Genomic DNA, 14,965 nt, shown 5'->3' on the forward strand with positions numbered 1-14,965 from the left:
CGAAGGTAGGGGACGGATCGGCAGCCGCGATGGCATTCAATCACTTACCAGCAGGCGTGCACGACGCCCTTTCAGCATTGTCCGTCACACCGGTGACAGACTCGGTGCCGATGGCCTCCAACCGACTCCCGACGGATGCGGGCGCAAACCCGTCCCCCGGCATCATTCTCGACCGTCTCGCCAGGGGTGCGACCCGCGCTGCACGCATCACTCATACGGAGCACCTGCCCCCGCGTCCGGGCAGCCATGCCGACTGGCCGGAACGGATCAGGCCGGAAGTGGTCGCCGCCCTCCGGGACGCCGGGATCGACCGCCCCTGGACCCATCAGGCCGTCACCGCCGAGCACGCGCTGAACGGCACCTCCATCGTCATCGCGACCGGCACCGCCTCGGGCAAGTCGCTCGCCTATCTGACGCCGGTGCTGTCCACCCTCCTGGACGGCGCCCGCCCCGCCGCGACGGGGCGGCTGCCGCGCGAACGCGGGGCGCCGCCGGTGGGCGGGCGCGGCGCCACGGCGCTCTATCTCGCCCCCACGAAGGCGCTCGCGGCCGATCAGCGGCGCGCCGTACGGGAGCTGGCCGCCCCGCTCGGCGACGCGATCCGCCCGGCGGTCTACGACGGCGACACCCCCGTGGAGGAGCGCGAATGGGTGCGCCAGTACGCGAACTACGTGCTCACCAACCCGGACATGCTGCACCGCGGCATCCTCCCCGGGCACCCGCGCTGGGCCTCCTTCCTGCGCGCGCTGCGCCATGTCGTCATCGACGAGTGCCACACCTACCGCGGCGTGTTCGGCTCGCACGTCGCCCAGGTGATCCGGCGGCTGCGGCGGCTGTGCGCCCGCTACGGCTCCGATCCGGTCTTCCTGCTCGCGTCCGCGACCGCCGCCGAACCCGCCGAGGCCGCCGGCCGGCTCACCGGGCTGCCCGTGGTGGAGATCACGGACGACTCCTCGCCGCGCGGTGAGACGGTCTTCGCGCTGTGGGAGCCGCCGCTGACCGAACTCCACGGCGAACAGGGCGCCCCCGTCCGCCGTACCGCCACCGCCGAGACCGCCGACCTCCTCACCGATCTGGCGGTCCAGGGCGTCCGCACCGTCGCCTTCGTACGGTCCCGGCGGGGCGCCGAGCTGATCGCGCTGATCGCGCAGGAGCGGCTCGCCGAGGTGGACCGGACGCTGCCCGCCCGGATCGCGGCGTACCGCGGCGGATATCTGCCCGAGGAGCGGCGGGCCCTGGAGCGGGCGCTGCACGGCGGCGAGCTGCTCGGGCTCGCCGCCACCACCGCGCTGGAGCTGGGCGTGGACGTCTCCGGTCTGGACGCCGTGCTGATCGCGGGCTACCCCGGCACCCGCGCCTCCCTGTGGCAGCAGGCGGGCCGCGCCGGGCGGTCGGGGCAGGGGGCGCTGGCGGTGCTGGTGGCCCGCGACGATCCGCTGGACACCTATCTCGTCCACCATCCCGAGGCGCTGTTCGACCAGCCGGTCGAGTCGACGGTGCTGGACCCCGACAACCCGTACGTCCTCACCCCGCATCTGTGTGCCGCGGCGGCGGAGATCCCGCTCACCGAGGCGGATTTCGCGCTCTTCGGGCCCACGGCGGCCGGGCTGATGCCGCAGCTGGAGGCGGCGAACCTGCTGCGGCGGCGCGCCCGGGCCTGGCACTGGACGCGCCGCGAGCGGGCCTGCGATCTGACCGACATCCGCGGGCAGGGCGGCTCCCCGGTGCAGATCGTCGAGACCGGTACGGGGCGGCTGCTGGGCACGGTGGACGCGGCCGCGGCCCATACGACGGTCCACGACGGCGCCGTCCACCTCCACCAGGGCCGTACGTACGTGGTCGAGCACCTCGATCTGGCGGACGACGTCGCCCTCGTCTCGGAGGCCAACCCGCCGTACTCCACGACCGCCCGGGACACCACGGCCATCTCCGTCCTCGAAACGGAGACCGAAGTGCCCTGGGGTGCGGGCAGGTTGTGCTTCGGTTCGGTCGAGGTCACCAATCAGGTGGTCTCCTTCCTGCGGCGCAAGCTCATCACCGGTGAGGTCCTGGGCGAGAGCAAGCTGGACCTGCCGCCGCGGACGCTGCGGACCCGCGCGGTGTGGTGGACGGTGACCGAGGACCAGCTCGACGCCGCCCGCGTCAATCCCGAGCAGCTCGGGGGCGCGCTGCACGCCGCCGAGCACGCCTCGATCGGTCTGCTGCCGCTCTTCGCGACCTGTGACCGCTGGGACATCGGCGGTGTCTCCGTACCGCTGCATCCCGACACCCTCCTTCCCACGGTCTTCGTCTACGACGGCCATCCGGGCGGAGCCGGCTTCGCCGAACGCGCCTTCCACACGGCCGCCGACTGGCTCGCGGCCACCCGCGACGCCATCGCCGCCTGCGAATGCGAGGCCGGCTGCCCGTCCTGCATCCAGTCCCCCAAGTGCGGCAACGGCAACGAGCCGCTGCACAAGCGCGGGGCGATCCGCCTTCTGACGGAGCTGCTGCGCGGGGCGCCGGAGGGGGCGGGGAGGACGGACGGCGGCGGGTAGCCGACACGGAATCGAGGCGCTGCGGGGTGAGGGCGTTGCCTGGCCCGCGCAGCGGGAGCCGGCGCCGCGTCGGCCTTCGCCCGGCCGCCCTCGGGAGGGTCGGCCCCGCGTGGACCGTCGTCCGGCCGTCCCTCCGTCGGCGGCCCGGCCTCCGGCGGACCGGCCCGGGAGCGGACCCGGGCCGTGAAGGGGGCGTCCCCCGCCTCGGCCGACACATCGGCGACGGCGTCGTTCAGCGCACAGCGCACCAGCCGGGCACGTTGTGCCGCCGCCACCCGGCGGGCATCGGCGCAGGCCGCCGCCGGTCCCTGCGCGGCGCGGTCGGCCGCGGCCAGCGCCGCCAGGTCCGCGGCGCCGCCCGCCCGGTGCCGGGCCACGACGGCCTGGCCCAGGGCGAGCAGGGCGGCGAACACCGCGCACAGCGCCGCGACGGCGAAGACCGTCCAGACCGTTGCCGAGCCCCGGTCACCGCACCGTGTCCTCCGCAAGGGCCACCGCCTCTCCACCGACGCGGACGGTCAGGCGCCCGAGGCCCGGTAACTCCGCCGCGACCCGCACCCGCACCAGATCGCCTTCGCGGGACACCGCCACGCGCGCATCCGCCGGCGCCGCGCCGCGGGCCGCCCGGAGCACCGCACCGTGCGGCTCCGACCGCGCCGCGGCCCGCGCTCCGGCCCGCGCGGCGTCCACACACTCGATACGGGCGCAGGCCGCCATCAGCCCCCAGATGAGCGCCGCCACGACGGCCACCAGCACCGGCAGCACCAGCGCGGCCTCCGCCGTGACGAAACCCGCGTCCTTCCCCGGCGGGCGCCGGGCACGTGCCGACCGGTGCGGCACGTACAGGAAGGGCGGGGCGTCCCGGGAGCCTGCTCCCCCGGTACGCCACCTACGCTCCGCGCCCGCGGCGTACCGGAGTTGCGCGGTCTCCCCGGCTCCTGACCTGCCGTCGGCGTCCCGGGGCTCACCCCGCGCACCACCCGCCGCTCCGGCCTCGGCTCTCCCCGCCGCTCCGGCCGCGTTCCCGAGGGCCGTACGACCACGGGCGGTCGTTCCGAAGCCGGTGCCGCCGTCCGGTCCCGGCTCCCGAGCCCGCCGGGCCGCGCCCCTCGGCGTACCTGGCTCCGGGGCGGGGGCGCGGCCACCCGGCCCGGAGGCGTCGGCGGCCGGCCTGCGCGGCGGGCGTGTGCCGCTCCCCGCCTGGCCGGCGGCGTTCGCCCGGCTCCTCCATCCCCGTCCCCATCCCCGTTCACGTTCTCGCCGGGCCGCCCGGTGACGGCCCTGTGTGCGTCGTCCGGTCGCCGCCACTCGTGGCCCGTTCGCCGCGCGCCGCGGTCCCTTCGCGGTACGCCGCATTCCTGGCGCCGCGCGTCGCCGCGTACCCCGGCGCCCCTCAGAACTGGACATCGAGCGCCCTCTCGATCAACGACCGGAGCGCCGTCTGCACCGCCGCGCTGGTCACCACCTTGTAGAGCACCGCGGCCAGTGCGCACGCGGCCAAGGTCCCCACCGCGTACTCGGCCGTGGTCATCCCCCGGTCGCGGCACCCACGTACCGCCGCTCGCCACCGTCGGAACATCTCCGTTTCCTCCTTGCGTCCATGCCTTGTCGAAAGTCGAAAGAAGCCGGTCAAAGAACCAGTTGCGGAAAAGACCGCTTGCCGAAGAGCGCAATTGGTGAAGGGGGGGCAGGGGCGATCCGCGCGCCCCGGTATCGGCTCACCCCGCCGCAGGGCCCGGCTGCGCCCAGCCGCCGCCCCCCCCCGGGGGCCTCACCGGTGCCCCAGCAGGCCCCCGGCGAGTCCCATCAGCACCGGTGCCACCCCGAGCGTCAGGAACGCCGGGAGGAAGCACGCGGCCAGTGGCAACGTCACCAGGACGCCCGCCCGTCGGACCCGTGCGGCCGTGGACCGGGCCGCCTCCGACCGCAGTTCGGCGGCGAGCCGGGCGACCGTGTCCACGGTGGGCGCCCCGGATATCCCGGCGCGTGCCATGCACCGCGCCAGCCCCGCGGCGCCGGGCAGCTCCGCCAACCGCTCCCATACGACCGCCGGTTCACCGCCCAGCCGCAGCTCCGCCGCGACGCTGCGCAGCCGCTCCCCGACCGTGCCGTCCAGCGAACGGCCGACCGCCTCCGCCGCCTCCCGTGGACCCGCGCCCGCGGCGAGGCAGGCGGCCAGCAGGTCTCCCGCCGGGGCCAGTTCGGCCCGTACCGCGTGCCGGGTCGACCGGTCGGCGTCGGTGGCGCGTTGCCGCAGTTGCCAGCGGTGGGCGGCGTACCCGGCGACAACGCCCGCCACGGCTCCGGGCACCCCGTCGACGAGCAGGAGCACGAAGCACGCCACGCCCAACGGCACCGGCCACTCCCTGAGCCGCCCGGTCCCCGGCGCCCACCGGCGACCGCGCCGCGCGGGCCGCTGCCCGCCGGGGAGCCGGTGTCCCAGGCCGCCCGCCCGGCTGCGTACGATCCGCCTCCGGCGGGTGTGCCGGAGGCAGGCCCACCACCGCTCCCCGGCGAGGAGGGTGAGCGCCACCGCAACAACCATCCACACCCTGTGGACAACTTCCGCGCTCATACCGGCGCCCCTTCCGTACGCCGGGCCTGCGGCGCCACACCCGCCGGCGGCAGGCCGTACCGGGCTCCGGCCCTTCGCCCGGCGGACCGGTCGGCCGACGCCACGCTCCGCCGACCGCCTCCCCGGCGTTCCCCGACGGGCGGCAGCGCTCCGGTGACGATGCGGGCCGTCCAGGCGACACCGGCCCACTCGAGGAGCCCGCCGATGACCAGGCAGGCCCAGCCGAACGGGGTGTGCAGCAGGACCCGTAGGGGGTCGGCGCCGAGGGCCGTCCCCATCAGCAGTCCGCAGGCGGGCAGCAGTGCGAGCATCAGCGCCGTGGCGCGCGGACCCGCCAACTGGGCGTTCAGCTCGTCCCGTTGGTCCCGTCCGGCCCGGAGTGCCGCGGCGATGCGTTCCAGACCGGTGGCCAGTCCGGCGCCGCCCTCGACCGCGACCCGCCAGCAGGCCGCGACGCCGTTCAGCCCGTCGGCCCCCGGCAAGGCCGCGGCGGCCCGGAGCGCCCGGGGCACATCGCCTCCGTACCGGGCGGCGGCCAGGATCGCGGAGCCCGCACCGCCCAGGTCCGGCACCCCGGCGGCGAGGAGCGCGCGGTTCGGCTGGCGTCCGGCGCGCAGTTCGGTCGCGACCGTCGCGCAGAGCGTGATCACCGCCGCCGCGCGCCGGTCCCGCGCCCGCGCCGCCTGCCGCGCCGCCAGGACCCGGCGCACCACGAACACCGCCCCCAGGGAGGCGAGCACCGGCAACACCGATCCCCCCACCACCCCCAGCAACAGCCCGCCGGGCAGACACCACAACTCCCGCCCCGCACCCGGCCACGACAGGCGCGCCCCCGCCCAGGGCCCGCCGCTCCACCACGCGGCGTCCGCCTCCCGCAGGCGTACCGGGAGCGGCCACGCGCCCCCGAGCCGCCCACGGGTGGCCGTCGGCGACGCGCCCGTTCCGGCTTCCGCAGCCAACCACCGGGCCCTGCGCCGCCACTCCCGCCACCGGGCCACCGCCGGCCACCCGGCCGTGCAGGCCCACCACACCACCGCTGCCACCACCACGGAGGCGAGCGCCGCGTCCCCCGTCACCGGGCCACCTCCCACACCGGCGCGCCGTCCGCCGCACGCGCCTCCACCGGGCCCCCGAGCGGCCGGACACGCTGCCCGCCCCGTTCGCAGAGCCGCATCAACCGGCCCCAGCCGTCCGCCGCCACGAAGCCGTCCGGACTCCACACGGCGGCCGGTCTGGTCACCACGAAGCCGTCGCGGTCCCGCTCCAGGACGTGGATCTCGGCGATCCGCCGCCGCCCTTCCCGGTCCCGTACGAGGTGCAGCACCACCGACAACGCGGCCGCCAACTGGCTGTGGAGGGCGGCGCGGTCCAGCCCGGCGGTGGAGCCGAGCGCCTCCAGCCGGGCGGGGACATCGCAGGCGGCGTTGGCGTGGATCGTGCACGAGCCGCCCTCGTGGCCGGTGTTGAGGGCCGCCAGCAGGTCGGTCACCTCGGCGCCGCGCACCTCCCCGACGACCAGCCGGTCCGGCCGCATCCGCAGCGCCTGGCGGACGAGGTCCCGCAGCGTCACCCGGCCGACGCCCTCCTGATTGGCCGGGCGGGTCTCCAGCCGCACCACATGGGGGTGGACCGGCCGCAGCTCCGCGGAGTCCTCGGCCAGCACGATCCGCTCGGCCGGACCGACCAGCCCGAGCAGCGCGCACAGCAGTGTCGTCTTACCGCTGCCCGTGCCGCCGCTGACCAGGAAGGACACCCGGGCCGCCAGCAGCGCCCGCAGCAGCGCGTCACCGCCCGGCGGCACCGTACCGGCCGCCACCAGCTCGGCCAGACCGAAGACCCGCGGCCGCAGGACCCGGAGCGACAGGCAGGTGCCCGCCACCGCCACCGGGGGCAGCACCGCGTGCAGCCGGGTGCCGTCCGGCAGCCGGGCGTCCACCCAGGGCCGGGCGTCGTCGAGGCGCCGCCCGGCCACCGCCGCCAGCCGTTGGGCGAGCCGCCGCACCTCGGACGCGTCCCGGAAGCGCACCGGCGTCCGCTCCAATCCGCCGCCGCGGTCCACCCACACCTCGTCCGGGCCGGTGACCAGGACGTCCGTCACCTCGGGCGCGGCCAGCAGCGGCTCCAGCGGGCCGCTGCCCACCATCTCGGACCGCAGCGCCGCCACCACGCCCAGCACCTCGGCGTCCCCCAGGACCCGGCCCTCCTCGCGCAGGGCGAGCGCCACCCGTGCCGCCGTGGGCTCCGCCCCCGCCTCCGCGAGCCGCCGCCGTACCGCGTCCAGCAGTACGTCACTCATCTCCGTCCCTCCCCGCGTCCCGCAGCGGCCCCGGCGCCCCGCCCGCCTCCGGCAACGCCCGCTCCCAGAACGCGGCGCAGAAACGGGCGAGCGGTCCACGGGCACGCACCCCGGGCGGAACGCCCCTTGCCGTGCCGTCAACGGGCTCGGGATCCCATGGCAGTTCGCCCAGCAACGGCAGGTCCACAAGGGCGGCGATCTCCTCGTCGTCCAGCCCCGGCGCCGCACCGGGTACGCCCCGGACGACGACCCGCAGGTCCCGCGGCACCCCGGCCGTACCGGCCACCACCCGCCGGGCGGCGGCGACGGCGCGCAACTCCGCGGGCACCACCAACAGCCCCAGATCCACCTGGTCGAGCGCCTCCGCCACCGCCTCGTCGACCCGGCGCGGCAGGTCCACCACCACGACCCCGCCGCGTCGGCGGGCCGCCGACAGCACCGCCCGCATCGCCGCGGGCGCGATCGCCACCTCGGCGCCGCGGTCCCAGCTGAGCACCCGTAAGGAGTGCGCCCGGGGCAGCGAACCGGCCAACGCGCCGGAGGCGACCCGGCCGCGGGACTCGCGGAACGCCGGCCAGCGCAGCCCCTCCTCCCGCTCGCATCCGAGGAGTACGTCGAGACCGCCGCCCAGCGGATCGGCGTCCACCAGCATCGTGCGCAGGCCCTTGCGCGCCGCCGTCACCGCGAGGGCGCAGGCCAGGGTGGACGCCCCGGCGCCGCCGCGACCGCCGAGGACGCCGACGGTGAGCGCGGCGGGCCCGGGGCCCTCGACCGCGTCGGCGATCCGGTCGGCGAGCCACCGCTCCCCCTCGGGCAGCGTGATCACCCGCTCCGCGCCCAGGGCCACGGCCAGCCGCCAGACCTCGGCCCGATCCGCGTCCCGTGCGACGAGGACGACGCCGTCGCGGCGCCCCGCCCCGCGCAGCCGCGCCGCGCTCTCCTCCCCGATGACCACCAATGGCGCCTGCGGCCACGCCCCGCGCGAGGGCAGATCCGGCCGGGACTGCGGCACCACGCCCGCCGCGGCGCAGAGCCGCACGAGGTCGTCCAGCAACTGCTCATCCTCGGTGACGAGAAGCGGTCCCGGACGTTCCTCATCCGTTACGCCTGCCTCGCCGGCCATCCTGGATCCAGGCATGTTCCATCCCCCTTGTCGCATCGCGTACCGCTCTTCCGCGCTGTCGCGGACTTTTAGCGTGGGGCGATCGGGAAATCCGCGGGGATCTTGGTCAAAACCTGTGGACAACTCCGCGTTGTGAATATCCCCGTCACCTATCCCGGCGACCGTGCGCCCGCCTCGCGGCGGATTGGCGAGCATCCGCAGAGCATCCCGGTAGATACGAAGAGTGACCGGTGCGGCGCATCGACCGTGAGGGCGCGGCGGTGCGAAGGAGAGGGAGAAAACAGCGCCGCGTCCCGGCCGGATGCCGAGAAATGCATCCGGACATGCGACGACCCCCGCCGGGGGGGAGAGCGGGGGTCGTCTTCCTCGGCCGACTCGGGGGGGGGAGGAGCCGGACCGGGTTAGCACGGTCGCGAACGATCCGTGACTTCCATGGTGTACCCGAGAGCCTTCTCAAGCAAACCCACGCGCAGCCCTTACCCCCGAATGGAGGGAGCCTATGCTCGGCCTGTGGAAAACCCCTCCGTGCGCCACTCGATGCCCCGTACCGCCGCCTTCTTCGACCTCGACAAGACGGTCATTGCAAAGTCCAGCACGCTGACGTTCAGCAAGTCCTTCTACCGCGGTGGCCTGATCAATCGCCGGGCCGCGCTGCGTACCGCATATGCACAGTTCCTGTTCCTTGCGGGCGGCGCGGACCACGACCAGATGGAACGGCTGCGCGCCTATCTCTCCTCGCTGTGCCGCGGCTGGGACGTCGCGCAGGTCCGCGAGATCGTCGCCGAAACACTCCACGATCTGATCGACCCGATCATCTACGACGAGGCCGTCTCCCTGATCCAGGAGCACCATGCGGCCGGCCGTGACGTCGTGATCGTGTCCACCTCGGGCGCGGAGGTCGTCGAGCCGATCGGCGAACTGCTGGGCGCCGACCGGGTGGTGGCGACGCGGATGGCCGTCGGCGACGACGGCCGGTTCACCGGCGAGATCGACTACTACGCCTACGGGCCCACCAAGGCGGAGGCGGTGCGGGAGTTGGCCGCGACCGAGGGGTACGACCTCACGCGGTCGTTCGCGTACAGCGATTCGGCCACGGACATCCCCATGCTGGAGGCCGTCGGCCGGCCCTTCGCCGTCAACCCGGACCGGGCGCTGCGCCGGGAGGCGGCCGCCCGGGAGTGGCCGGTACTGTCGTTCAGCCGCCCGGTGCCGCTGACCCGGCCGCTGCCCGCACTCCCCTCCCGCCCGGTGCTCGTCCTGGCCGCGGCGGTGGGAGCGGCGGCGATCGGCGCGAGCCTGGTGCGGTACGCGGCGCGGCGGCGCCGGAGTTACGTGGCCTGAGCGACGGGGCGCCGAGGGCGGAAACCCCGAGACGCCCCCCTCCGGGCCCGGAAATTCCCCCGACGCCTTCGCCGCCGACCCCCGGAGATCTCCCGGAAAGGCGGAGCCGGGCCGGTGGAATCCCCCGGCGGCGGGGCATCGTATATCCGACGGACCGCCATCCGCTTTACCCGCATTGCCCGTTATTGAAGGCAAAAGTAAAGATCTGAGGTGAAGAGTTCCCCTTGTCCGGGGGCTGGGGTACAAAGGAATCACGGCCCGCGAGACCAAGGACGTCCGAGAGGATCACCTGAAACGCAGCAAGGCCCACGGACCGATGCATGAATGCCGCGCACCCACGCGACGCCGACCCGTCGAATACGGGCCAGCCGCACCAGGCGACGGACAGAGTTCTCCGGCCTGATGGGCAGAGAAAGTGCACGCATGGTCACGCGGCGGACGTGCCAGCGGCGGTACGTATCAGCACCACGTACCGCCGCAACTCCTGTCCGGGCCCGGCCCCGCGCCGGTAATCCCGGCACCGGAAAGACCGTCGGCGCACCTCAGGCGGCGCCGCGCTGCAGCGCCTCGCAGACCGCCGTGGACTCCCGCACGCCCAGTTCCACCGCGCGCCCGCAGTGCGCGATCCAGGCGGCCACCCCGTCGGGCGTACCGGAGACGTACCCCTCCAACGCGGCCACATAGGCGGCCCGCCCCTGTTCAGCGTGGCCGACCTCGGCCGGGCAGATGGACTTGGGGTCGAGGCCGCTGCCGATCAGCACGAGGCGCTCCGCGGCGCGCGCGACCAGGCCGTTGTGCGAGCCGAAGGGGCGCAGCGCCAGCAGTTCGCCGTGGACCACGGCGGCGGTCACCAGCGCGGGCGCCTCGCTCCCCGCGAGCAGCAGCCGCGCCAGGCCGTCCAGCCGTCCCGCGACCTCGTCCGCGCCGGGCAGTTCCAGTTCGATCAGCGGCTCGTCGACACCTTCCCCGGCCAGCCGCGGGCGCCCGACGGTCTCGTCCGCGCCGCCGCCACCGGCCGCCACCAGGTGCAGCCGCGCCAGCACCCGCAGCGGCGACTGCCGCCACACGCTGAGCAGTTGGCCCGCCTCGGCGGTGAGCCGCAGCGCCGCGCCGACCGTCGCCGGTTCACCGTCCGCGCTGAAGTCGGTGCGCCGCCGGACCTCCTCCAGCGCCCAGTCGGCCCCGGCCAGCGCGGCGGAGCCACGCGATCCGCGCAGCGCCGCCTCGGAGGTGACCTCCACACTGCGGCGGCGCATGATCCGGTGCCCGTAGAGCCGGTCCACGCCCTTGCGCACGGAGTCCACCGCGTCTTCGACGCCCGGGAGCGACGCGAGAGCCGACAGCGGATCGGCGCCCGCCTGCGGGGTTTTTGGGGCCGTACCCCGGGTGTCTGCAGCCATGGGTACGACCCTACGCACCAGGTGGCCACGCCCCCCGATGGAGTGGTGTTCTTCACGTGGACTTCTCACTGAGCGCGATAAACAGATTACTGTTGGTGAACATGAAGATCGCTTTCGTAGGAAAGGGCGGCAGCGGCAAGACCACCCTGTCCTCCCTGTTCATCCGCCATCTCGCGGCCGCCCGCGTCCCCGTGATCGCGGTGGATGCCGACATCAACCAGCATCTGGGAGCCGCCCTGGGCCTGGACGACGCGACCGCCGCCGCGCTGCCCGCGATGGGCGCCCATCTCCCGCTGATCAAGGAGTATCTGCGCGGCAGCAACCCGCGGATCTCCTCCGCCGAGACGATGATCAAGACGACGCCCCCCGGTGACGGCTCGCAACTGCTGCGCGTCGGCGGTGACAACCCCGTCTACGACGCCTGCGCCCGCACGGTGCCCCTCGACGACTCCTCGGTGCGGCTGATGGCCACCGGCCCGTTCACCGAGTCCGACCTGGGTGTCGCCTGCTACCACTCCAAGGTCGGCGCGGTCGAGCTGTGCCTGAACCACCTCGTGGACGGCCGCGAGGAGTACGTCGTCGTCGACATGACCGCCGGCTCGGACTCCTTCGCCTCCGGGATGTTCACCCGCTTCGACATGACCTTCCTGGTCGCCGAGCCGACCCGGAAGGGCATCGCCGTCTACCGCCAGTACAAGGAGTACGCGCGGGACTTCGACGTCAGCCTGAAGGTGGTGGGCAACAAGGTGCAGGGCCCCGACGACCTCGCGTTCCTGCGCGCGGAGGTGGGCGACGACCTGCTGGTGACGGTCGGCCACTCGGACTGGGTGCGCGCCATGGAGAAGGGCCGCCCCGCCCCCTTCACCGAGTTGGAGGACGTCAACCGCCGCGCTCTCAAGACCCTGCACGGCGCCGCCGACGCCACGTACGCACAGCGCGACTGGCAGCGCTACACCCGCCAGATGGTCCACTTCCACCTGCGGAACGCGGAGAGCTGGGGCAACGCGAAGACCGGTGCGGACCTCGCCGCGCAGGTCGACCCGGCATTCCTTCTCTCCGAGGGTGCGGCGACCCCGCAGCCGGTCTGATCCGCCGCCGGCGGTGGCAACCGCGTCACCGCCGGCCGCACCCATTTCCGCCCTTTTCCCGGCCCGGTCGTACGCGTACGGCGGTTTTACCGGAAGAAACTCTTCAGGGCCGGAACTCACCGAAACAGGCGCGGGAAAAGCAAGCGGGCGCCCCTTTCATTCACCCGTAAGAGCGAATACGTAGTTCACTTGCGCGAAAACACTTCTCTTGCGCTTTGCGTGACATTACGCTCCGCTTGCTGAACACGGAGAGTGGCCGAGCCCCGCCGGGCGGCGGACGGTTCGCTCGCTCTCCACCGGAGGCATTTCCCTGTCGGTGAGGCCCGGGCGTACGTCCTGGACGACGCCTGCGGGCGGTTCTGCACCGTACGCGCCGAAGCCGCTCCGATGCCGGTCTGACCTGCAAACTTTACAGGTCTACACCAATTTTTCCCGGCAACCCTTGTCAGGGCGTACCGCGGGCTGATGAGCTATGAGCCGGGACACACCGCACGCCCTGGGAATGGGAGATGTCGTGAGCAACGAGAGCAGTCTGGCCAATCTTCTCAAGGAGGAACGGCGGTTCGCACCCCCCGCCGAGCTGGCCGCGCACGCCAACGTCACGGCAGCGGCGTACGAGCAGGCGGCGTCGGACCGGCTGGCTTTCTGGGCGGAGCAGGCCAAGCGCCTGAGCTGGCAGACGCCGCCCACCCAGACGCTCGACTGGTCGAACGCACCCTTCGCGAAGTGGTTCGCCGACGGCAAGCTCAACGTCGCGTACAACTGCGTGGACCGGCACGTGGAGAACGGCCTGGGCGACCGCGTCGCGCTGCACTTCGAGGGCGAGCCCGGCGACAGCCGCGCGATCACCTACGCCGAGTTGCAGCGTGAGGTCTCCAAGGCGGCCAACGCCCTGACCGAGCTGGGCGTCGTGGCCGGCGACCGGGTCGCGCTGTACATGCCGATGATCCCGGAGACGGTCATCGCGATGCTGGCCTGCGCCCGCCTGGGTGCCCCGCACTCCGTCGTCTTCGGCGGATTCTCCGCGGACGCGCTGGCCACCCGTATCCAGGACGCCGACGCCCGCGTCGTGATCACCGCCGACGGCGGCTACCGCCGCGGCAAGCCGTCCGCCCTCAAGCCCGCCGTCGACGAGGCGCTGGCCAAGCCCGGCACGGAGAACGTCCGCCACGTCCTCGTCGTCCGCCGCACCGGCCAGGAGACCGCCTGGACCGAGGGGCGCGACCTGTGGTGGGACGAGACCGTCGACCGCCAGAGCGAGACGCACACGCCCGAGGCGTTCGACGCCGAGCACCCGCTCTTCATCCTCTACACCTCCGGCACCACCGGTAAGCCCAAGGGCATCCTGCACACCACCGGCGGCTACCTCACCCAGGTGGCCTACACCCACCACGCCGTCTTCGACCTCAAGCCGGAGACCGACGTCTTCTGGTGCACCGCCGACGTCGGCTGGGTGACGGGCCACTCGTACATCACCTACGGTCCGCTCGCCAACGGCGCGACGGAGGTGCTGTACGAGGGCACGCCGGACACCCCGCACCAGGGCCGCTGGTGGGAGATCGTCCAGAAGTACGGCGTCTCGATCCTCTACACCGCGCCCACCGCGATCCGCGCCTGCATGAAGTGGGGCGACGACATCCCCGCCAAGTTCGACCTGTCGTCGCTGCGCGTCCTGGGCTCGGTCGGTGAGCCGATCAACCCCGAGGCGTGGATGTGGTACCGCAAGCACATCGGCGCCGACCAGGCCCCGATCGTCGACACCTGGTGGCAGACCGAGACCGGCGGGATGATGCTCAGCCCGCTGCCGGGCGTCACCACCACCAAGCCCGGCTCGGCGCAGCGGCCGCTGCCCGGCATCTCCGCGACCGTCGTGGACGACGACGGCCACGAGGTGCCCGACGGCGCCGGCGGCTACCTCGTGCTGACCGAGCCGTGGCCGTCGATGCTCCGCACCATCTGGGGCGACGACCAGCGCTACCTCGACACGTACTGGTCGCGCTTCGAGGGCAAGTACTTCGCGGGCGACGGCGCCAAGAAGGACGAGGACGGCGACATCTGGCTGCTGGGCCGGGTCGACGACGTCATGCTCGTCTCGGGCCACAACATCTCCACCACCGAGGTGGAGTCGGCGCTGGTCTCGCACCCGAAGGTCGCCGAGGCCGCGGTGGTGGGCGCCACCGACCCGCAGACCACCCAGGCGATCTGCGCCTTCGTGATCCTGCGCGGTTCGGCGGACGCGGAGGACGAAGGGCTGGTGGAGGAGTTGCGGGCGCATGTCGCGCAGCAACTCGGGCCGATCGCCAAGCCGAAGCGGATCATGCCGGTCGCGGAGCTGCCCAAGACCCGCTCCGGCAAGATCATGCGCCGGCTGCTGCGGGACGTCGCCGAGAACCGCGACCTCGGTGATGTGAGCACGCTCACCGACTCCTCCGTCATGGACCTCATCCAGGCGAAGCTGCCCGGCGCGGCCAGCGACGACTGACCCCGGTGCGGCGAGGGCCGCACCCGGCCCGCAGGGGCACCGGCGAGACGGCCGGTGCCCCTGCGACGTTCCCACCCCTCCGACGGTGACCCGCAAGCCTCCCGATATATCCGTAAAGTGAGA

General features: G+C 73.9%; 11 protein-coding genes and 1 pseudogene. 4 read left to right on the top strand and 8 right to left on the bottom strand.

The genetic code is table 11. The features are described 5' to 3' along the window. The first annotated feature begins 29 nt into the window (after positions 1-29). On the top strand, positions 30-2,537 hold the full coding sequence (locus ACZ4U4_RS01040) for a DEAD/DEAH box helicase (protein WP_467868046.1): 2,508 nt from the start codon (positions 30-32) through the stop codon (positions 2,535-2,537). A 215-nt stretch (positions 2,538-2,752) separates the two neighbouring features. Here the strand turns inward: ACZ4U4_RS01040 and ACZ4U4_RS01045 are convergent. From ACZ4U4_RS01045 to ssd, 7 genes and pseudogenes are all read right to left on the bottom strand, one after another. Then, positions 2,753-3,043 (bottom strand): annotated as a pseudogene (locus ACZ4U4_RS01045) (Rv3654c family TadE-like protein); the annotation flags it as partial. Beyond that, a complete protein-coding gene (locus ACZ4U4_RS01050; protein ID WP_467868048.1) occupies positions 3,003-3,377 on the bottom strand; it encodes a TadE family type IV pilus minor pilin in 375 nt (124 codons plus the stop codon). The pseudogene ACZ4U4_RS01045 and the gene ACZ4U4_RS01050, both read right to left, overlap by 41 nt. 553 nt (positions 3,378-3,930) lie before the next feature. Further along, on the bottom strand, positions 3,931-4,116 hold the full coding sequence (locus tag ACZ4U4_RS01055) for a DUF4244 domain-containing protein (RefSeq protein ID WP_391645903.1): 186 nt from the start codon (positions 4,114-4,116) through the stop codon (positions 3,931-3,933). 192 nt (positions 4,117-4,308) lie between these two features. After that, a complete protein-coding gene (locus ACZ4U4_RS01060) occupies positions 4,309-5,112 on the bottom strand; it encodes a type II secretion system F family protein (protein ID WP_467868050.1) in 804 nt (267 codons plus the stop codon). Then, on the bottom strand, positions 5,109-6,188 hold the full coding sequence (locus ACZ4U4_RS01065) for a type II secretion system F family protein (protein WP_467868052.1): 1,080 nt from the start codon (positions 6,186-6,188) through the stop codon (positions 5,109-5,111). Before ACZ4U4_RS01065 ends, ACZ4U4_RS01060 begins: the two co-directional genes overlap by 4 nt. Further along, on the bottom strand, positions 6,185-7,408 hold the full coding sequence (locus tag ACZ4U4_RS01070) for a TadA family conjugal transfer-associated ATPase (RefSeq protein ID WP_467868054.1): 1,224 nt from the start codon (positions 7,406-7,408) through the stop codon (positions 6,185-6,187). The genes ACZ4U4_RS01065 and ACZ4U4_RS01070 overlap by 4 nt, the downstream gene beginning before the upstream one ends. Then, complete coding sequence (gene ssd, locus ACZ4U4_RS01075) at positions 7,401-8,546, bottom strand: septum site-determining protein Ssd (RefSeq protein WP_467868056.1); 1,146 nt, start codon at positions 8,544-8,546, stop codon at positions 7,401-7,403. The genes ACZ4U4_RS01070 and ssd overlap by 8 nt, the downstream gene beginning before the upstream one ends. Positions 8,547-9,017: 471 nt before the next feature. Between ssd and ACZ4U4_RS01080 the strand changes: the two genes are divergently transcribed. Next, positions 9,018-9,872, top strand: coding sequence for an HAD family hydrolase (locus tag ACZ4U4_RS01080; protein WP_467868058.1), 855 nt, complete (start codon positions 9,018-9,020; stop codon positions 9,870-9,872). A gap of 542 nt (positions 9,873-10,414) precedes the next feature. Here the strand turns inward: ACZ4U4_RS01080 and ACZ4U4_RS01085 are convergent. Next, positions 10,415-11,272, bottom strand: a complete 858-nt coding sequence (locus tag ACZ4U4_RS01085) for a Fic family protein (protein ID WP_467868060.1) — start codon at positions 11,270-11,272, stop codon at positions 10,415-10,417. A 101-nt stretch (positions 11,273-11,373) separates the two neighbouring features. Here ACZ4U4_RS01085 and ACZ4U4_RS01090 point away from each other — a divergent pair, with 101 nt between their 5' ends. Then, positions 11,374-12,360 (top strand): ATP-binding protein, encoded by a 987-nt coding sequence (locus ACZ4U4_RS01090; RefSeq protein WP_467868062.1) that lies wholly within the window; start codon positions 11,374-11,376, stop codon positions 12,358-12,360. A 514-nt stretch (positions 12,361-12,874) separates the two neighbouring features. After that, positions 12,875-14,842, top strand: coding sequence for an acetate--CoA ligase (acs, locus tag ACZ4U4_RS01095; protein WP_467868064.1), 1,968 nt, complete (start codon positions 12,875-12,877; stop codon positions 14,840-14,842). The last annotated feature ends 123 nt before the right edge of the window (positions 14,843-14,965 follow it).

The sequence above is a fragment of the Streptomyces sp. NPDC029159 genome (assembly GCF_055564055.1).